This is a genomic window from Paraburkholderia largidicola (genome assembly GCF_013426895.1).
Lineage (GTDB): Bacteria > Pseudomonadota > Gammaproteobacteria > Burkholderiales > Burkholderiaceae > Paraburkholderia > Paraburkholderia largidicola.
This window is the reverse complement of the sequence record NZ_AP023174.1, coordinates 1,951,057-1,968,914: the sequence shown is the minus strand read 5'-3', so window position 1 is coordinate 1,968,914 and position 17,858 is coordinate 1,951,057. Positions and strand designations below refer to the sequence as shown.

The 17,858-nt window shown below is 62.4% G+C and carries 17 protein-coding genes; 10 read left to right on the top strand and 7 right to left on the bottom strand.

Going from position 1 to position 17,858, the window contains the following annotated elements; all coding sequences use genetic code 11:
- Positions 1–246 precede the first annotated feature (246 nt).
- On the top strand, positions 247–711 hold the full coding sequence (locus PPGU16_RS08760) for a universal stress protein (protein ID WP_036004912.1): 465 nt from the start codon (positions 247–249) through the stop codon (positions 709–711).
- A 36-nt stretch (positions 712–747) separates the two neighbouring features.
- Here the strand turns inward: PPGU16_RS08760 and PPGU16_RS08755 are convergent, their stop codons facing one another.
- From PPGU16_RS08755 to lexA, 3 genes are all read right to left on the bottom strand, one after another.
- The gene (locus PPGU16_RS08755; protein WP_180719634.1) at positions 748–1,395 is read right to left on the bottom strand and encodes a DUF2939 domain-containing protein; all 648 of its coding nucleotides are present in this window, start codon (positions 1,393–1,395) and stop codon (positions 748–750) included.
- Positions 1,396–1,513: 118 nt separating this feature from the next.
- A complete protein-coding gene (locus PPGU16_RS08750; protein WP_180719633.1) occupies positions 1,514–1,858 on the bottom strand; it encodes a hypothetical protein in 345 nt (114 codons plus the stop codon).
- Positions 1,859–1,885: 27 nt separating this feature from the next.
- Positions 1,886–2,536: a transcriptional repressor LexA gene (gene lexA / locus PPGU16_RS08745; protein ID WP_007587989.1), complete on the bottom strand. Its 651-nt coding sequence runs from the start codon at positions 2,534–2,536 to the stop codon at positions 1,886–1,888.
- Between the two features lie 345 nt (positions 2,537–2,881).
- On the opposite strand from lexA, the gene PPGU16_RS08740 reads away from it, so the two are divergent.
- The 8 genes from PPGU16_RS08740 (at position 2,882) to PPGU16_RS08705 (ending at position 10,987) form a co-directional block, all read left to right on the top strand.
- Entirely contained in the window at positions 2,882–3,940 is a 1,059-nt protein-coding gene (locus PPGU16_RS08740; protein ID WP_180719632.1) for a sulfate ABC transporter substrate-binding protein, read from the top strand.
- Between the two features lie 105 nt (positions 3,941–4,045).
- Positions 4,046–4,942, top strand: coding sequence for a sulfate ABC transporter permease subunit CysT (gene cysT / locus PPGU16_RS08735; RefSeq protein WP_180719631.1), 897 nt, complete (start codon positions 4,046–4,048; stop codon positions 4,940–4,942).
- A complete protein-coding gene (gene cysW, locus PPGU16_RS08730; RefSeq protein WP_180719630.1) occupies positions 4,939–5,907 on the top strand; it encodes a sulfate ABC transporter permease subunit CysW in 969 nt (322 codons plus the stop codon). The genes cysT and cysW overlap by 4 nt, the downstream gene beginning before the upstream one ends.
- A 15-nt stretch (positions 5,908–5,922) precedes the next feature.
- Positions 5,923–6,981, top strand: coding sequence for a sulfate/molybdate ABC transporter ATP-binding protein (locus PPGU16_RS08725; protein WP_180719629.1), 1,059 nt, complete (start codon positions 5,923–5,925; stop codon positions 6,979–6,981).
- A 76-nt stretch (positions 6,982–7,057) separates the two neighbouring features.
- Positions 7,058–7,984 carry a CysB family HTH-type transcriptional regulator gene (locus tag PPGU16_RS08720; protein WP_042310150.1) on the top strand — a complete coding sequence of 309 codons (927 nt, stop codon included), beginning with the start codon at positions 7,058–7,060 and terminating at the stop codon, positions 7,982–7,984.
- 54 nt (positions 7,985–8,038) lie between these two features.
- Positions 8,039–9,100, top strand: coding sequence for an asparaginase (locus PPGU16_RS08715; protein WP_180719628.1), 1,062 nt, complete (start codon positions 8,039–8,041; stop codon positions 9,098–9,100).
- Between the two features lie 313 nt (positions 9,101–9,413).
- Positions 9,414–10,676: a PQQ-dependent sugar dehydrogenase gene (locus PPGU16_RS08710; RefSeq protein ID WP_180719627.1), complete on the top strand. Its 1,263-nt coding sequence runs from the start codon at positions 9,414–9,416 to the stop codon at positions 10,674–10,676.
- Between the two features lie 23 nt (positions 10,677–10,699).
- On the top strand, positions 10,700–10,987 hold the full coding sequence (locus PPGU16_RS08705; RefSeq protein WP_405032220.1) for a c-type cytochrome: 288 nt from the start codon (positions 10,700–10,702) through the stop codon (positions 10,985–10,987).
- Between the two features lie 973 nt (positions 10,988–11,960).
- Here PPGU16_RS08705 and PPGU16_RS08700 read toward each other — a convergent pair.
- The 3 genes from PPGU16_RS08700 to gcl all read right to left on the bottom strand — a co-directional run bounded on the left by PPGU16_RS08700 (position 11,961) and on the right by gcl (position 15,628).
- Positions 11,961–12,869 (bottom strand): 2-hydroxy-3-oxopropionate reductase, encoded by a 909-nt coding sequence (locus PPGU16_RS08700; protein WP_042310176.1) that lies wholly within the window; start codon positions 12,867–12,869, stop codon positions 11,961–11,963.
- 65 nt (positions 12,870–12,934) lie between these two features.
- The gene (gene hyi / locus PPGU16_RS08695; protein WP_180719625.1) at positions 12,935–13,735 is read right to left on the bottom strand and encodes a hydroxypyruvate isomerase; all 801 of its coding nucleotides are present in this window, start codon (positions 13,733–13,735) and stop codon (positions 12,935–12,937) included.
- A gap of 117 nt (positions 13,736–13,852) precedes the next feature.
- Positions 13,853–15,628, bottom strand: coding sequence for a glyoxylate carboligase (gene gcl / locus PPGU16_RS08690; protein WP_180719624.1), 1,776 nt, complete (start codon positions 15,626–15,628; stop codon positions 13,853–13,855).
- A gap of 181 nt (positions 15,629–15,809) precedes the next feature.
- On the opposite strand from gcl, the gene PPGU16_RS08685 reads away from it, so the two are divergent.
- Positions 15,810–16,721: a LysR family transcriptional regulator gene (locus tag PPGU16_RS08685; protein ID WP_180719623.1), complete on the top strand. Its 912-nt coding sequence runs from the start codon at positions 15,810–15,812 to the stop codon at positions 16,719–16,721.
- A 751-nt stretch (positions 16,722–17,472) separates the two neighbouring features.
- Here PPGU16_RS08685 and PPGU16_RS08680 read toward each other — a convergent pair.
- Positions 17,473–17,850 carry a cupredoxin domain-containing protein gene (locus tag PPGU16_RS08680; protein ID WP_180719622.1) on the bottom strand — a complete coding sequence of 126 codons (378 nt, stop codon included), beginning with the start codon at positions 17,848–17,850 and terminating at the stop codon, positions 17,473–17,475.
- Positions 17,851–17,858: the final 8 nt, after the last annotated feature.

The window sequence follows — 17,858 nt, the reverse complement described above, 5'->3', positions numbered from 1 at the left end:
TCGGGTACACAGCGCGGTGCAAAGCGGGTGCAAAGCGCCATGCGGCTGCCTATTTTAGGGCATCGTGCGTGCCGCGTTTGGCGCATGGATGCGTATCGCTGGCGGATCGGGTGCACGATCTTGCAGCGCGTCATGCCGGACTGCGCGGGCCACCGCACTTAGCGTTTTCCATCCCTTGCATGTCGAATTGCGGCGCACCATGATTCAGATGAGACCGCGATAGTCGCGGGCATGGGGGGAAGCAAAATGGCGAGCTACAACAAGATTCTGCTGTGCTACGACGGCTCGCGTGAAGGCCGCAAGGCATTGCGTTGCGGCGCGAATCTGGCGCTCGATCTCGGCGCGGAAACGCATTTGCTGTCGGTCGTCGACATGCGTTCGAGCATCGCGCAAAGCGCGGGCCTGTTGACGGACGTCGCGTGCGGCAGCTTCGAAAAGACCGCGCGTGAAATCCTGCAGGAAGGCGTCGACTGGCTCACGGAACGTGGCGTGAAGGCGACGGGGCATTTCGCGTTCGGGCATCCCATCGACGAAATTGCCTCGCTTGCGAATGAATTGCACGCCGATCTCGTGGTGGTCGGGCATCGCTGCCGCACGGGGCTGTCGCGCTGGTGGATGGGCGCGGGCAATACGCCGCTGCTTGACCGCGTCTCGTGCAGCATTCTGGTTGCGTGCTCGTCGGCGGCTGAAGAGGAACAGGCGGCTGCGTGACGCAGCCGCCGTCGGCGCACGTGGCGTGAAGAAGCGTCAGCCGTTCAAATCCACGGCTGACAGCTTCCAGGTAAAGAGTCCCTGGCGAAGGAAGATCGCTGCATAGCGCGTGTCGCCGACGCCGTGCTGATAAGTCACGACGAATTCATTGACACCGCGGTAGCCCGCCGTGGTTTGCGGCGGTTGAGGCGGCGTGTTGCCGTTGGCGTTAGCCTGGCTCGACGCAGGCGCAGGCGCAGGCGTTTGTGGCGAATTGGGCGCCGGATTGTCTGCTGGCGCAGCGGGCGGCGGAGGCGGGCGCTCGCCCGGTTCGCCGCGTGGTGGAATGCCGTTGAGCAACGCGGCGACACCATCCGGCGTCGCATAGGCATCGACGAGCGGGCCTATCAATGCAACACCGATCATCGCGCCGATGGCGGCAAGCGGATTGCCGTTGTGTTGCACGTCGAGCCGGCGCGTCAGCAATCCCGTGACCTGTAACTTGAGGCTGTCGCGCAGCGCCGGGTAATCGACGTACGCATTGACCGTGTCGACATCGCGGGAATCGGCGGCGCGTTTGAGCCGGTCAAGTGCGATATACGGCGATGCGTACGCATAACCCAGTGCAGCCACGACGACGATCACGATCAACGCGATCAGAAGTGGCCGACCCACCCGGCCTTTCATCTTTACCAGACCTGCCATTGTGCAGAACGCTCCGTTTTCAATGTCGATCAGGTGTGGACCCGATCGGCACTGAAACGATCCCACGAGTTTGCAAGCAAGCGTTTCCGGACGTCGATATCAAGCGCATGCGGCGCGCTCACGCCGCCTGTTGGGCCAGCTGATCGCCTTGCTCGGCAATCGCGCGATCGATCATATTGCAGACGGCGTCCACCGTGCCGACCATGATGAGCCGCGACGACCCGTGATAGACCCGCACGGGTGCGCGCCGCGCCGGTTCCGCATTGAGGCCCGAGTTCAGCGACACGCGCGCAAACGCCGGCTGCGCGGATGGCAGCGCCTGGGGTTCTTCATCGAACAGCGATGCCGTGCGGCCCGCGACGTTCGACGCAAGCGCCGTCAGCGAACCACAAGGGACAAGCTCGCGCAGATGGCGCAGACGACCGAACTGGCGAAAGGGCAGCAAGCGGGCAAGGCGTTCCATGAGTCTCTCCAGACAGTGTTCAGCTAATTAGAATTCAGTCGGCCGGATCAGCCCGACCGCGATGCCTTCCAGCGCGAACTCCGCGCTGCCGGCCTGAACAAAAATGTTTTCGTAATCGGGGTTCTCGGCGATCAGCTCGATACCGTTGGGCCGGCGCTTCAGGCGCTTCACAGTCACGTCGTCACCCAGACGCGCGATGATGATCTGGCCATCTTTCGCTTCGCTCTTCTTCTGTACGGCCAGCAGATCGCCGTCGAAGATGCCCGCGTCGCGCATCGACAGGCCGCGCACCTTCAACAGGTAGTCGGGCTTGCTCGAGAACAGCGACGGGTCGCACGTGTATGTCTGCGAGATATGTTCTTGCGCGAGGATCGGGCTACCGGCTGCCACGCGACCTACGAGCGGCAGTGACAACTGCATGATGCTCGCGTGCGGCAGCGTGAACTGGTGCGGGGAATCGTCCTGGCCCGCAAGCAGACGGATGCCGCGCGACGCGCCCGCCGCCAGCTCGATCACGCCTTTGCGCGCCAGCGCCCTCAGGTGTTCTTCCGCCGAATTGGCGGAGCTGAAACCGAGCTCGGCGGCAATCTCGGCCCGCGTGGGCGGGAAGCCCGTGCGCTCGATGGCGCGGCGGATCAGTTCGAAAACCTGCTGCTGACGTGCGGTGAGTTTGGTCATGGCGCCACTGTATGGATAGACAGGTGACTGTATTTTTATACAGTATTCGGCGCATTTCAAGCTTTACTTTAAGTTCGTCGCGCCGGGTGTCGTGTGAACGTCGAAAGCCGACGCTGTAACGGCCTAAAGAACGCGTGCACGGACGCAAACCATTCCTTTACCACTATTGCGTATTAAAAAATGAAGAAACATTATTTTTAATGATGAAGCCGCCCGGATAGACTGGCCTCCATTGATGCAGCAGCAACGCCCGCGCAGCGGCAGAGGCGCTTGCCGCTTGCGCAGCAGCGAAACGCGGCAATCAGCGGAAAACAGGCAGTCACACCAACAAGACGGAGAAGGTCGATGGGCATTCGGATCACGGGGTTGGCAGGAGCACAGAAGGCAAGGCGCAGCAGCGCGAAGCGACTGGTCGCGGCGCTCGCGTTGGGCGCAGCGTCGGCGGTCGGGATGATCGCGCAGGCGCATGCGGATACGACGCTGCTCAACGTTTCTTACGATCCGACCCGCGAGTTGTACCAGGACGTCAATCAGGTCTTCGGCAAGGAATGGAAGGCGAAGACGGGCGAGTCGGTCACCTTCAAGCAGTCGCACGGCGGCTCGGGCGCGCAGGCGCGTTCGGTGCTCGACGGCCTGCAGGCCGACGTCGTGACGCTTGCGCTCGCTTACGACATCGATGCACTCGCCAACAAGGGCCTGATCGACAAGAACTGGCAGAAGCGCCTGCCCGACAACGCGTCGCCGTACACGTCGACGATCGTGTTCCTCGTGCGCAAGGGCAACCCGAAGCACATCAAGGACTGGGACGATCTGGTGAAGCCGGGCGTGTCGATCGTGACGCCGAACCCGAAGACCTCGGGCGGCGCGCGCTGGAACTATCTGGCGGCGTGGGCGTACGCGGCGCATCTGCCGGGCGGCAACGACCAGAAGGCGAAGGAATTCGTGTCGAAGCTATATAAGAACGCAGGCGTGCTCGACTCCGGCGCGCGTGGCGCGACGACGAGCTTCGTTCAGCGTGGCATCGGCGATGTGCTGATCGCATGGGAAAACGAGGCGTTCCTGTCGGTGAAGGAATTCGGCACCGACAAGTTCGAGATCGTGGTGCCGTCGGCGAGCATTCTGGCCGAGCCGCCCGTCGCCGTGGTGGACAAGGTGGTCGACAAGCACGGCTCGCGCAAGCTCGCCGACGCATATCTGAACTTCCTTTATAGCGAGGAAGGCCAGGAGATCGCCGCGAAGAACTTCTACCGTCCGCGTTCGAACAAGGTGCCGGCCACGCTGACCGAGAAGTTTCCGAAGTTGAAGCTGTACACGGTCGACGACTCGTTCGGCGGCTGGACGAACGCGCAGAAGACGCACTTTGCCGATGGCGGTGTGTTCGATTCGATCTACCAGCCGCAGTGAAACCACGCAGCGGCCATGTTTGAACAAAGGCGCGCCCTCGGGCGCGCTTTCGGCAATGGTGCGACGGCACGCGTTGCAACGCATAAAACCTGAAAGAGCTTTCGCATGACGACGTTGACCTTTCGCAAGCCGAGCGCGATACCCGGCTTCGGCCTGACACTCGGCATCACGCTGGCGTATCTGAGCCTCGTGGTGCTGATTCCGCTCGCGGCCACTTTTCTCAAGACGGCTACGCTCGACTGGAGCCAGTTCGTGCGCGCCGTCACGTCGCCGCGCGTGCTCGCGTCGTACCGGCTGACGTTCTTCTCGGCGCTCGGCGGCGCGCTGATCAACGCGGTGTTCGGCTTTCTCGTCGCGTGGGTGTTGGTGCGCTACGAGTTTCCGTTCAAGCGCATCGTCGATGCCGTCGTCGATCTGCCGTTCGCGCTGCCTACATCGGTGGCGGGCATCTCGCTCGCGGCGATCTATTCGGGCAATGGCTGGGTCGGCCAGTTTCTCGAACCGCTCGGCATCAAGATCGCGTTCACGCCGGCGGGCGTGCTGGTCGCGCTGACCTTCATCGGCCTGCCATTCGTCGTGCGGACCGTGCAGCCCGTGCTCGAGGAGTTCGAGCGCGAGCAGGAAGAGGCGGCCGCGTGCCTGGGCGCGTCGCGCTGGCTGACGTTCCGGCGCGTCGTGTTTCCGTCGGTGTTTCCCGCGCTGCTGACGGGTTTCGCACTGGCGTTCGCGCGTGCGTTGGGCGAATACGGCTCGGTGATCTTCATCGCCGGCAACGTGCCGATGAAGTCGGAGATCACGTCTTTACTGATCATCACGAAGCTGGAGCAATACGATTACGCGGGCGCGACGGCGCTGGCTGTCGTGATGCTGGTGGTGTCGTTCCTGATGCTGCTGCTGATCAACACGCTGCAGTGGTATCTGCAGCGGCGCACGACCCGTGGCCGCACGGCGCCTTCCGTGCCGGTCGTGTCGTCGGCCGCGCTGACGGGAGGTGCGCAATGAGCCAGGATTCCGTGTTGCTATCCCGCTCGGGCGCGGGCAACGCCAACGCCGCGCGCCGACCCGATCCGGTGACGGAGCCGCGCGTCGTGCGCTGGATTCTGACGGGCATCGCGCTGCTGTTTCTCGCGCTGTTCCTCGCGTTGCCTCTGGTCGCCGTGTTCTATCAGGCGTTGAGCAAGGGCGTTGCGTTCTATTTCGAGTCGCTCGCGGATCCCGATGCCGTCTCGGCGATCAAGCTGACGCTGCTGACGGCGGCGATTGCCGTGCCGCTGAATCTGGTGTTCGGTCTTGCCGCGTCGTGGTGTATCGCCAAGTTCGAGTTTCGCGGCAAGGCGTTGCTGACGACGCTGATCGATCTGCCGTTCTCGGTGTCGCCCGTGATCTCCGGCCTGATCTACGTGCTGATGTTCGGCGCGCAAGGCTGGTTCGGACCGTGGCTCGCCGATCACAACGTGCAGATCATCTTCGCAGTCCCCGGCATCGTGCTCGCGACGATCTTCGTCACGTTCCCGTTCGTTGCGCGCGAGCTGATTCCGCTGATGCAGGCGCAAGGCAACGATGAAGAAGAAGCGGCGCACGTGCTCGGCGCGTCGGGCTGGCAGATCTTCCGGCGCGTCACGCTGCCGAACGTCAAATGGGGCCTGCTGTATGGCGTGATTCTGTGCAATGCGCGCGCGATGGGCGAGTTCGGTGCGGTATCCGTCGTGTCGGGCCATATTCGCGGCCAGACGGACACGATGCCGCTGCACGTCGAGATTCTCTACAACGAATATAACTTTTCGGCGGCCTTCGCCGTGGCGTCGGTGCTCGCATTGCTCGCACTTGTCACGCTAGGCCTGAAGCTGCTCGCCGAGCGTCACATGTCGGCAGAACTGGCGAGCGCGCGCGATGTGCCCGCCCATGCCGGTCCCGTGAGCAAGCCGTCCACCCAGTCGACGAATACCGCCGCACAATCGGTCCAGTAAGGAGAGTTGTCAAAGATGGGCATCACCGTACGCAATCTGCAAAAGCGCTTTGGCGATTTCACCGCGCTCGACAACGTCTCGCTCGATTTTCCGCCGGGCGAACTCGTCGCGCTGCTTGGACCCTCGGGCTGTGGCAAGACCACCTTGCTGCGCGTGATCGCGGGCCTCGAATACGCCGACGCGGGCCAGGTCGTGCTGCAAGGTCAGGACGTCGCGGAAGTGGGCGCGCGCGAGCGCAACGTCGGCTTCGTGTTCCAGCATTACGCGCTGTTCCGTCACATGACGGTGTTCGAGAACGTCGCGTTCGGCCTGCGCGTGAAGCCGCGCAAGGAGCGCCCGTCGGAAGCCGTGATCCGCGAGAAAGTGCATGAGTTGCTGAAGCTCGTGCAGCTCGACTGGCTCGCGCAGCGCTACCCGTCGGAGCTGTCGGGCGGTCAGCGGCAGCGTATCGCGCTGGCGCGTGCGCTCGCCGTCGAGCCGAAAGTGCTGCTGCTCGACGAACCGTTCGGCGCGCTGGACGCGAAAGTGCGCAAGGAACTGCGCAGCTGGCTGCGCCGTTTGCACGACGACCTGCATATCTCGACGATCTTCGTCACGCATGACCAGGAAGAAGCGCTGGAAGTGGCGGACCGCATCGTCGTGCTGAATCACGGGCACGTCGAGCAGGTGGGCAGCCCGCAAGATGTCTACGATCATCCGCAGACCTCGTTCGTCTACGAGTTTCTTGGTGCGGCGAACCGGCTGCATGGCAGCGTCGACGGCAAGGGTTTCGTCGTCGATGGCGCCGCGCAGCCGATCGCAATCGAAGCGAACTTTCAGGGCCCGGCGTTCGCCTATGTACGTCCGCACGATCTCGTGCTGTATCCGCAGGCGTCGGGACATCGCGACGGCATCGTCGTCGGCGTGCGGCGCGTGGTGACGCTGGGCGGCTCGGTGCGTGTCGAACTGGAAGGGCACGAAGGCCGTGTGCTCGAAGCGGAACTCGACCGCGAAACGTGGCGCGAGTTGCAACTTGCGATCGGCGACGGCGTGACGGCCGTGCCGCGTTCGTTGCGTGTGTTCCCCGCGCATTGAGTGATGGACTGAACGACGTCGCGTCAACCCAGGCATTGAAAAACAAACTTACTCTGGCCGAACCGGAGACATCGATATGAATTTCCAGCAGTTGCGCTTCGTGCGCGAAGCCGTGCGGCAGAACATGAACCTGACGGAAGTCGCGAACGTGCTGTACACGTCGCAGTCGGGCGTCTCGAAGCAGATCAAGGATCTCGAGGACGAACTGGGCGTCGATATTTTCATTCGACGCGGCAAGCGTCTGACGGGGCTGACGGAGCCGGGCAAGGCGGTGCATCAGCTGATCGAACGCATGCTGCTCGACGCAGAGAACCTGCGTCGCGTCGCGCGCCAGTATGCGGATCAGGACAACGGCCACCTCGTCGTCGCGACGACCCACACTCAGGCGCGATACGCGCTGCCGAAGGTGGTGCGCCAGTTCACTTCGGTTTTTCCGAAGGTGCATCTCGCGCTTCGCCAGGGCAACCCGCAGCAGATCGCGCAGATGATCATCAACGGCGAGGCCGACATCGGCATCTCGACGGAAGCGCTCGACCGTTATCCCGACATCGTCACGTTCCCGTGCTATTCGTGGCATCACGTCGTGGTCGTGCCGAAGGGGCATCCGCTCGTGGGTCGCGAGAACATCACGCTGGAAGAGATCGCCGAATACCCGATCGTCACGTACGACCAGGACTTCACGGGCCGCTCGCACATCGACCAGGCATTCGCGAAGGTGGGCGCGCTGCCCGACGTCGTGCTGACGGCCATCGACGCCGATGTGATCAAGACCTACGTCGAACTCGGCATGGGCATCGGCATCGTCGCTGCGATGGCGTTCGATCCGAAGCGCGATACCGAACTCGTCGCGCTCGACACGCAGCATCTGTTCGAAGCGAGCACGACGCGCATCGGCTTGCGCAAGGGCGCGTTCCTGCGTGCCTACGCGTACCGGCTGATCGAGATGTTCGCGCCGCAATTGCACGAAGCGGATATCGCGAGCCAGTTGCGCGAAGCGGCCTGATGGCGCCGTGTCCCGTGGCGCGCTTAGGCTCGCCATAGGCTCGCGTTTTCATCGATGGCGGCGGCGGGCGCATCGCTTACAATCGCCGCCATGAACACTTCTACTTCTGCATCGCGCGCGCTGCCGCGCATCGCCGTGCTGGCAACGGGCGGCACGATCGCGGGCGCGGCGCCCGACGCGACCAATACATCGGGTTATCAGGCAGGCGTCGTCGGCGTCGGGCAGTTGCTGGCCGCCGTGCCGTCGCTGGCGGCCGTCGCGAACGTGCAGGCCGAGCAGGTCGCGAGCGTCGACAGCAAGGACATGACGCTCGCGCTGTGGAGCGTGCTCGCGCAGCGCATCAACACGTTGCTGGCTTCCGATGAAGTCGACGGCGTGGTCGTCACGCACGGCACCGATACGCTCGAAGAAACCGCTTATCTGCTGCATCTGACCGTCAAGAGCGACAAGCCCGTCGTGCTGACGGCGGCGATGCGGCCGTCGTCGGCGCTGTCGGCCGACGGCCCGCTGAATCTGCTCAACGCCGTGATTGTCGCGGGCAGCGCCAAGGCGCGCGGGCAGGGCGTGCTGGTCGCGTTCAACAACCGCATTCACAGCGCGCGCGACGTCGTGAAGACGAGCACGTATGCCGTCGATGCGTTTCAGTCGCCCGAGATCGGCGCGCTGGGCTGGGTGCAGGACGGGCGCGTCGAGTTTCAGCGCAGCGTCGTGCGGCCGCATACGGGCGCGACACCGTTCGCGATCGAGTCGACCGGCGCGGCATGGCCCATGGTCGAAGTGGTGACGAGCTACGCGGGCGTATCACGCGTGGCCGTCGACGCGCTCGTATCAGTGGGCGTGAAGGGCATCGTCGTCGCGGGCACGGGCAATGGATCGATTCACGCGACCGTGCAGACGGCGCTCGCCGAAGCTGCGTCGAAAGGCGTGGCGATCGTGCGGTCGTCGCGTGTCGGCTCGGGGCATGTGATGCGCAATGGCGCAGCCGCCGACGATGCACTCGGCTTCGTCACGGCAGGCGCGCTCAATCCGTACAAGGCACGCGTGCTGCTGATGCTCGCGCTTGCGGCAGGTCACACGACGCCGGTTGCATTGCAGCAAGTCTTCGATACGTACTGATTCCTGCCGCCTCACAAGACGGCGCGATGGTTTCTCGCGGATATATCGCGTCGCTCGTACACATTCCCTCGCATGGAAGCCTGCTTTGCGAATGCCGCATAGCAGGCATTCGTTCAGACGTTTGGCTGAACATCGTCTATAACAGTCAGTAGCCCGACGCACGGCAAGCTTTCAGATGCCATCGCAAACGGGTTCCGTTGCACTTGCAACGGCTTGCGATGCCATCGTACGCTGCACCAATTCCGTTCATGTCTTTCCAGTATCCGTCGTTGCAGGTTCAACAAACCGCACCAGAATGACAGGAGACACTCCGATGAACGCATCCCTGAAGTTATTGCCACTCGCCATCGGCGCCGCACTCGCGGTCCTTCCGGCCGCGTATGCGGCGCAGGACAACGTGCAGACGCTGTCGAACTTCAAGACCACGGGCAACACGAAGCCGGCCGAAACGGTGCCGCAGACGGGCACGCGCGCCGACGCGCTGCGCGAGAACCTGAAGGCGATCAAGTTGCCGCCGGGCTTCAAGATCGAACTGTATGCCGTCGTGCCCGAGGCGCGGGCGATGACGATCGAGCCGTCGACGGGCGTGGTGTTCGTCGGCACGCGCAAGGATCGCGTGTGGCAGGTGACGGACCGGACCAAGCGGCGCGTCGCCGACGACGTCGTCCAGTTCGCGAGTTCCGTCACGTTCAAGGTGCCCAACGCCGTGTGCTTCTCGCCGGATGGCGTGCTGTACATCGTCGAGCAGAACCGTGTGCTGGCGTTCCCTGCCGCGCAGTTCTTCGGCGAGGGCGGCCCGGACGTGGCCGCCGCAGTGGTCGTGCCACAAGGCAAGCTGATTCCGACGCAGTTCGAAAGCTTCAACCACGGCGCGCGTTATTGCCGCGTCGGGCCTGACAAGAAGCTTTACATCGCGCTCGGCCAGCCGTGGAACGTGCCGCCGAAAGACAAGCTCGCGGAGCTGGACAAGAACGGACTCGCGGGCATCATCCGGATGGACCAGAACGGCAAGAACCGCGAGGTCTATGCACATGGTGTGCGCAATTCGGTGGGCCTCGATTTCAATCCGAAGGACAAGTCGCTATGGTTCACCGACAACCAGGTGGACGGCATGGGCGACGACATCCCACCGGGCGAACTGAATCACGCGACGAAGGCGGGCGCGAACTATGGGTTCCCATGGTATGGCGGCGGCCATGTGCGCACGGAGGAATACAAGGACCAGACGCCGCCTGCGGGTGTGGTGTTCCCGATGGTCGAGTACGCTGCGCACGCGGCGGATCTGGGGATGTCGTTCTATACGGGCAAGATGTTCCCGGAGAAGTACCAGGGCGGCATCTTTGATGCGGAGCACGGTTCGTGGAACCGGACGAAGCCGATCGGTGCGCGGATCATGTTCACCCCTGTCAAGGATGATGGCTCGGTCGGGGAGACCGAGGTGTTTGCGGAAGGGTGGTTGACGCCGAACGGGGAGTACATGGGACGTCCTGTCGATGTGCAGCAGTTGCAGGATGGGTCTTTGTTGGTGTCGGATGATTATGCTGGCGCGATTTATCGGATTTCGTACGCGAAATGAGGCGCTTATTCGGGTATTCGATCGTGGCTGTGTTCGTTGTGGCAGGTTTCGCCTGCGCGGCGAATGCAGCCGATGTCGCCAAGGGACGGGCCAAGGCTGTGCAGTGCCAGGCATGTCATGGAATGGATGGGGTCGCCAAGATTCCTGAGGCGCCTAACCTGGCGGGGCAGAATGAGGATTATCTGGTTAAGGCGTTGAAGGACTTCAAGTCGGGGGCGAGGCAGAATGACATGATGTCGTTGGTCGCGAAGCCGCTGTCTGAGGATGATATTGCTAATCTGGCGGCGTTTTATCATAGTCTCGGGCGGTGAGGTTTTTTGTTGTCTGCGACGGTGGTGGGTTGGCTTTGGTTTTGCGGTGGCATCCGCGTTTTGCTTCTGGTTTGCTAGCGTTGCCCCTGTGCGGGGCGGCACCTACTTTTCTTTGCCGCCGCAAAGAAAAGTAGGCAAAAGAAAGCGGCTCACACCGCCAGCACGTGTTCCTATCCACGGGCCCCCAACGTCCCCACACGTCACACGGTAACCCGTTGTTCGTTGCCCGTTGCCAGCGCTTCGAATGAACGCCTCACCCGCTTCGAATACCCGTACCTAGGCCAGCGGGAGCGAATGGTTTGTGCCGCCCAGGTGGCAAACTGTGTGTAGGTGGTCGCGCCACACAGGTTAGTGCTCTTACCAGAAACACCAACCTTGCTACCGAGTCCGGAGTGAAGCGCGTATGGTGCGAAAGCCGACACACAGTTTGCCACCTGGGCGGCGGAGGACTATCTGGCGCGGCGTGCCGCGACGCGGGCACGTGAAGTGGGTGAGACGTAGAGGGAGAACGTTGGCAACGAGCGCGAACCAGGGCGTTGCCGTGTGAAGTGTAAGAACCTTTGGGGGCCCTCAGGCAAACACAAGCACTGGCGGTGTGAGCCGCTTTCTTTTGCCTACTTTCTTTGCGGCGGCAAAGAAAAGTAGGTGCCGCCCCGCACAGGGGCAACGCCTGAAGCACGAAGGCAAAACGCGGATGCCAGCGAAAACCAGAGCAAACACACCAGCGTCGCAGACAAAAAAAAAGAACCAAAAACCAAACCACAGCAGGACACCCGACGATAACGTCTGACCGACCAAGGCTTCCCCGTTATCGCCGGGTGCCGCTGCGGACCCCACTTGCCGCTCTCAGCCCAGAGCGACATGATTTGCCCAATCCGATGCGTGCCGCGCGCCGGACCAGGCGCCCCACCTGTCGCTGCCATGAACGGACATCACGGCAGCCGTTGCTGCGTTAAAAGCGTGACAGGCTCGCTCAAGCCGCCTTCTGATCTGCTGCAGGCGCCTGCGCGACTTCAAAGTTCGCCATGATTTCGAGCGCGCGAACCATCGCCGAGTGATCCCATGCCTTGCCGCCGTTCGCCGCGCACACGCTGAACAGTTGCTGGGCACTAGCCGTATGCGGCAACGCGATGCCAAGCTTGCGCGCGCCATCGAGCGCGAGGTTCAAATCCTTCTGGTGCAACTCGATCCGGAAGCCAGGATTGAACGTGCGCTTCGTCATACGCTCGCCATGCACTTCGAGAATGCGCGACGACGCGAAACCGCCCATCAGCGCCTTGCGTACACGCTCCGGATCCGCGCCCGAACGCGCCGCGAACAACAACGCTTCCGCGACGGCTTCGATGTTCAACGCAACGATGATCTGGTTTGCCACCTTGCAGGTCTGTCCCGCGCCGTTGTCGCCGATCAGCGAGATGTTCTTGCCCATCAGGTCGAACAGCGGTTTGGCCAGATCGAACGACTTCTGCGGGCCGCCGACCATGATCGTCAGCGTCGCGTCGCGCGCACCAATTTCGCCACCCGAGACAGGCGCGTCGAGATAGTCGCAGCCCAGCTCGTTGATCTTCTTCGCAAACGCCTGCGTGTCGAGCGGCGAGATCGAGCTCATGTCGATCACCAGCTTGCCCTTCGTCAGGCCCTTCGCCACGCCGTCATCGGCGAATAGCACGTTTGCGACGTCGGGCGTGTCGGGCACCATGATCACGACGATGTCGGCCGCCTGCGCGACAGCCGTCGAATCAGCGACCGACGTGGTCGTTTTGGCGAGATCTTCCGGCACCGGGTACGCGCCATTGACGAACAGCGTATGGCCGCCCTTGATGAGATTGCGCGCCATATGCGCGCCCATGATGCCGAGGCCGATGAAACCGATCTTTGCCATTGAATGAGTCTCCAGTGAATAAGGTTCGAAATGTGCTCGTTTGTGTCGTTGCGATCCGGCGAAGGTCAGGCCGACACGCCGGCGCGTTTCACGCCCGCGACGCTCTCCAGCCAGCCAAGGCCTTCTGCCGTCGTCGTGCGCGGCTTGTACTCGCAGCCGATGTAGCCCTGATAGCCGACTGAATCGAGCAGATCGAACAGGAACGGATAGTTGATTTCGCCCGTGCCCGGCTCGTTGCGGCCCGGGTTGTCGGCGAGCTGGATATGGGCGATCTGCGCGAAGTTCTTTTTGATCGTCGCGGCGAGTTCGCCTTCCATCCGTTGCATGTGATAGATGTCGTATTGCAGGAACAGGTTGTCGGAGCCGACGGCCTGAATCACGTCGAGTCCTTCCGACGAGCGGTTCAATGCGAAGCCCGGAATGTCGTACGAGTTGCACGGCTCGACGAGCAGCTTGATACCTTCCTTCTTCAACGCGGCAGCGGCGAAGCGCAGGTTGTCGACGATCGTCGCGCGCGCCTTGTCGGCATCGACGCCCTTCGGAATGCCGACGAGGCAGTTCAGTTGCGGCACCTTCAACGCCTTCGCGTATTCGATCGCACGGCCGACGCCTTCCTGAAACTCGCCGACGCGATCCGGCAGCGAAGCGATCCCGCGTTCACCCGCTTCCCAGTTGCCGGCGGGCAGGTTGTGCAGCACCAGCTTCAGCTTGTTCTGTTCGAGGCGCTCGGACAACTCAGCGATCTGATAGGGATACGGGAACAGAAATTCGACGGCGTCGAAGCCCGCGTCGGCGGCCGCTGCGAAGCGGTCGAGGAACGGGACTTCGTTGAACAGCATCGTGAGATTCGCGGCAAATTTCGGCATGTTGCTTTTTCTCTCTGGTCGGTCAAATTGAACAGCACGGCGCGGGCGGAGGCGCTTCGTCCTCGCTGAGGTTCGAAGCGCGCCCGCCCGGATGAGGCGGATACAGCAGATGCGTGATCAGTCGAGCAGGCTGACGGCGCTCGGCGCATCGGCGCGGCTCACCGCGAGTTCTTCGAACTCGTTGATCGCGTCGATTTCGGCGCCCATCGAAATGTTCGTCACACGTTCGAGAATCACTTCGACGATCACGGGCACGTTGTACTCGGAGAGCATCGACTGCGCTTTTTCGAGGGCCGGCTTGATCTCTTCGGGCTTGAACACGCGGATCGCCTTGCAGCCGAGGCCTTCTGCGACTGCGACGTGATCGACGCCATAGCCTTCGAGTTCCGGCGCGTTGATGTTGTCGAACGCGAGCTGCACGCAGAAGTCCATATCGAACGCGCGCTGCGCCTGGCGAATCAGCCCCAGATACGAGTTGTTCACCACGACATGCACGTACGGCAGCTTGAACTGCGCGCCCACGGCCAGTTCTTCGATCATGAACTGGAAGTCGTAGTCACCCGACAGTGCAACGATGGGGCGCTGCGGATCGGCGGCGCGCACGCCCAGCGCTGCCGGAATCGTCCAGCCGAGCGGGCCAGCCTGGCCGCAGTTGATCCAGTTGCGCGCCTTGAACACGTGCAGGAACTGCGCGGCGGCGATTTGCGACAGACCGATCGTGCTCACGTAGCACGTATCGCGGCCGAACACCTTGTTCATCTCTTCGTACACGCGCTGCGGCTTGATCGGCACGTTCTCGAAGTGCGTCTTGCGCTGCAGCGTGCGCTTGCGCGCCTGGCATTCCTCGACCCATGCGCTGTGGTCCTTCAGCTTGCCCGCAGCCTTCCATTCCTTCGCGACTTCGACGAACAGTTCGAGCGCGAGCTTCGCGTCGGACACAATGCCCAGATCCGGGCCGAACACGCGGCCGATCTGCGTCGGTTCGATATCGACGTGCACGAACTTGCGGCCCTTCGTGTAAACCTCGACGCTGCCCGTGTGACGGTTCGCCCAGCGGTTGCCGATGCCGAGCACGAAGTCGGAGGCGAGCATGGTCGCGTTGCCGTAGCGGTGCGACGTCTGCAGACCGACCATGCCCGCCATCAGCGGGTGATCGTCGGGAATCGCGCCCCACGACATCAGCGTCGGGATCACGGGCACGCCGATCGTTTCAGCAAACTGCACGAGCAGGTCTTCAGCCGCCGCGTTCAACACGCCGCCGCCGGAGACGATCAGCGGCTTGGCGGAATCGTTGAGCAGCGTGAGCGCGGCTTCGATCTGCTTGCGCGTCGCTGCGGGCTTGTAGATGGGCAGGGGCTCGTAGGTATCGATGTCGAATTCGATCTCGGCGAGCTGCACGTCGATCGGGAGGTCGACCAGCACGGGACCCGGACGGCCCGAGCGCATCAGATGGAAGGCCTGCTGGAACACGCGCGGCACGAGAGCCGGCTCGCGCACCGTGACGGCCCATTTCGTGACGGGCTTGGCGATCGATTCGATATCGACGGCCTGGAAGTCTTCCTTGTACAGACGCGCACGCGGCGCCTGGCCGGTGATCGCGAGAATGGGGATCGAATCGGCGGAGGCGGAATAGAGGCCGGTAATCATGTCGGTGCCGGCGGGGCCCGACGTGCCGATACACACGCCGATGTTGCCCGGCGCTGCACGCGTATAGCCTTCCGCCATGTGCGATGCGCCTTCGACGTGGCGCGCCAGCACGTGACTGATGTTGCCTGCCTTGCGCATGGCCGAGTAGAACGGGTTGATGGCGGCGCCGGGAACGCCGAAAGCCGTGTCGATGCCTTCTTTTTCGAGCACGAGCACCGCTGCGTCGACGGCTCTCATCTTGGCCATGAATGTCTCCTGGAAGTCTGTAAAGCGGATGGGTGTTAGGCACACTTTAAGACTGCATCCAAGGTTTGATAAGATCGATCACGGTCGCTTATTCCAAAACAAAAAGTATGGAATGCGGGTGGGGCGCCTGTTGGGGCGCGAGACCGGGAGACGCCCGTCGTCAGGGCCTGGAGAGACAAAAATGGATCGCTTCAAACAGATCGAAACGTTCGTGCGGGTTGCAGATGCGGGCAGCCTGGCGTCGGCGGCGCTCGAGGAGGGCGTGTCGCCGGTGATTCTCGGACGCCGGATCGACGCGCTCGAAAAGCGCCTTGGCGTCAAGCTGATGTACCGTTCGACGCGCAGGCTCGTCGTCAGCGAAGAGGGCGCGGCGTTTCTCGAACGCTGCCGCGGCCTGCTCAGCGAATGGGATCAGGCGGAAAACGAACTGATGGCGGGGCGGCGTTCGGTCAACGGGCATCTGATCGTGTCGGCGCCCGCGGCTTTCGGGCGTAAGCATGTTGCGCCGCTCGCGCCCGAATTTCTGAAGGACAAGCCGGAGCTGCAGGTGTCGTTCAATCTGACTGATCGCGTCGTCGATCTGGTGCGTGAGGGCTACGATCTGTCGATCCGCATCGGTGGTGCCGTTGATCCGAACTTCGTTGCTGTCAAGCTGGCGACTAACCGGCGCGTTGTGTGCGGCACGCCCGAATATTTCCGCAAGCATGGCAAGCCGAAGTCGCTCGAAGATCTGCCTGCGCATAATTGCCTCGCGTTCAATCTGCAAGGCGGACAGAACCGTGGCTGGTATTTCCGGCGCAACGGCAAGCTGACGACGGTGCGTGTCGGCGGCACGCTCGATTGCAACGACGGCGAGCTGCTGCACCGCTGGGTGTCGGAAGGGCTCGGGCTCGGCTGGCGCTCGACGTGGGAAATCGATCAGCAACTCGCAAGGGGCGAGCTCGAGACCGTGCTCGATGAATATGCGCTGCCTGATTACGATATTCTTGCTGTGTATCCGCAGCAGCGGTATGTGCCTGCGAAAGTGCGGTATTTCATTGATTATTTGAAAGAGGTTTATGCGCGGGCTGATTACTGGGTTAATGCTGGTTGATGTTGGCGTTTTTTTTTGCCTCGCGGCGGTGGGGTGTTTGGGTGTTTTCGCTGGCATCCGCGTGATGTTGTTGGTTCGCTAGCGTTGCCCCTGTGCGGGGCGGCACCTACTTTTCTTTGCCGCCGCAAAGAAAAGTAGGCAAAAGAAAGCGGCTAACACCGCCAATCCTTGTTCCTGCCTGAGGGCGCCCAACGGGTCTTACGCTTCACACGGCAACGCCCTAGTTCGTGCTCGTTGCCAACGTTCTCTCTGTACGCCTCACCCACTTCACGCTCCCGCATCTCAGCACGCCGTGCCAGATAGTCCGCCGCCGCCCAGGTGGCAAACGGTGTGTAGGCCGTAGTGTTTCACACGCCCCACTTCGGACCAATAGCGCATGCGCTCCACCCTGTAAGAGCGCTAACTTATACGACGCGATAACCTACACACAGTTTGCCACCTGGGCGGCACATACCATTCGCTGCCGCCGGCAGTTATGCGGGCATTTGAAGCGGGTGAGGCATCTGTTCGAAGCGCTTGCAACGCACGGAAACAAGGACGTTGCCGTGTGAATGGAAGGGACGTTGGGGGCCCGTGGATAGGAACACGGGCTGGCGGTGTGAGCCGCTTTCTTTTGCCTACTTTTCTTTGCGGCGGCAAAGAAAAGTAGGTGCCGCCCCGCACAGGGGCAACGCTTGCGAACCAATAACATCACGCGGATGCCAGCAAAAAAACAAGCAAGCCACACCAGCGTCGCAGACAAAAAAACCCCTTACCCAACAACAATCGTCCCGCTCATCGTCTCGTGACCGGAGCCACAAAAAATATCGCACAAGAAATCAACGGTGCCAGCCGCGCCGGCCTGCGCCGGCACCCGCACGACTGCCCCAGGCGGCACATCCGCCCTTACGTTGTACTGCGGAATCGCAAACCCCATAACCGTATCCTGAGCGGTCAGCTCAAACACAACGTTCTCATGTGGCGCGAGCTTGATCTGATTCGGCGTGAACACGAACTTACGCGCATTCACCTTGACAACGCGCGGCTCGGCGGCGCGAGCATCGAAACGGCCCGCGACGGCAAGCACGGCGCCCATGGCAACAAATGTGAAAAGACGACGTCGCTTCCTGTCGATGGCAAAAGTCTGCATGGCGGTCC

Coding starts and splice junctions, on each gene's coding strand:
- PPGU16_RS08760 (WP_036004912.1), top strand. CDS start 247: ATGGCGAGCTACAACAAGATTCTGCTGTGCTACGACGGCTCGCGTGAA.
- PPGU16_RS08755 (WP_180719634.1), bottom strand. CDS start 1,395: ATGGCAGGTCTGGTAAAGATGAAAGGCCGGGTGGGTCGGCCACTTCTG.
- PPGU16_RS08750 (WP_180719633.1), bottom strand. CDS start 1,858: ATGGAACGCCTTGCCCGCTTGCTGCCCTTTCGCCAGTTCGGTCGTCTG.
- lexA (WP_007587989.1), bottom strand. CDS start 2,536: ATGACCAAACTCACCGCACGTCAGCAGCAGGTTTTCGAACTGATCCGC.
- PPGU16_RS08740 (WP_180719632.1), top strand. CDS start 2,882: ATGGGCATTCGGATCACGGGGTTGGCAGGAGCACAGAAGGCAAGGCGC.
- cysT (WP_180719631.1), top strand. CDS start 4,046: ATGACGACGTTGACCTTTCGCAAGCCGAGCGCGATACCCGGCTTCGGC.
- cysW (WP_180719630.1), top strand. CDS start 4,939: ATGAGCCAGGATTCCGTGTTGCTATCCCGCTCGGGCGCGGGCAACGCC.
- PPGU16_RS08725 (WP_180719629.1), top strand. CDS start 5,923: ATGGGCATCACCGTACGCAATCTGCAAAAGCGCTTTGGCGATTTCACC.
- PPGU16_RS08720 (WP_042310150.1), top strand. CDS start 7,058: ATGAATTTCCAGCAGTTGCGCTTCGTGCGCGAAGCCGTGCGGCAGAAC.
- PPGU16_RS08715 (WP_180719628.1), top strand. CDS start 8,039: ATGGCGGCGGCGGGCGCATCGCTTACAATCGCCGCCATGAACACTTCT.
- PPGU16_RS08710 (WP_180719627.1), top strand. CDS start 9,414: ATGAACGCATCCCTGAAGTTATTGCCACTCGCCATCGGCGCCGCACTC.
- PPGU16_RS08700 (WP_042310176.1), bottom strand. CDS start 12,869: ATGGCAAAGATCGGTTTCATCGGCCTCGGCATCATGGGCGCGCATATG.
- hyi (WP_180719625.1), bottom strand. CDS start 13,735: ATGCCGAAATTTGCCGCGAATCTCACGATGCTGTTCAACGAAGTCCCG.
- gcl (WP_180719624.1), bottom strand. CDS start 15,628: ATGGCCAAGATGAGAGCCGTCGACGCAGCGGTGCTCGTGCTCGAAAAA.
- PPGU16_RS08685 (WP_180719623.1), top strand. CDS start 15,810: ATGGATCGCTTCAAACAGATCGAAACGTTCGTGCGGGTTGCAGATGCG.
- PPGU16_RS08680 (WP_180719622.1), bottom strand. CDS start 17,850: ATGCAGACTTTTGCCATCGACAGGAAGCGACGTCGTCTTTTCACATTT.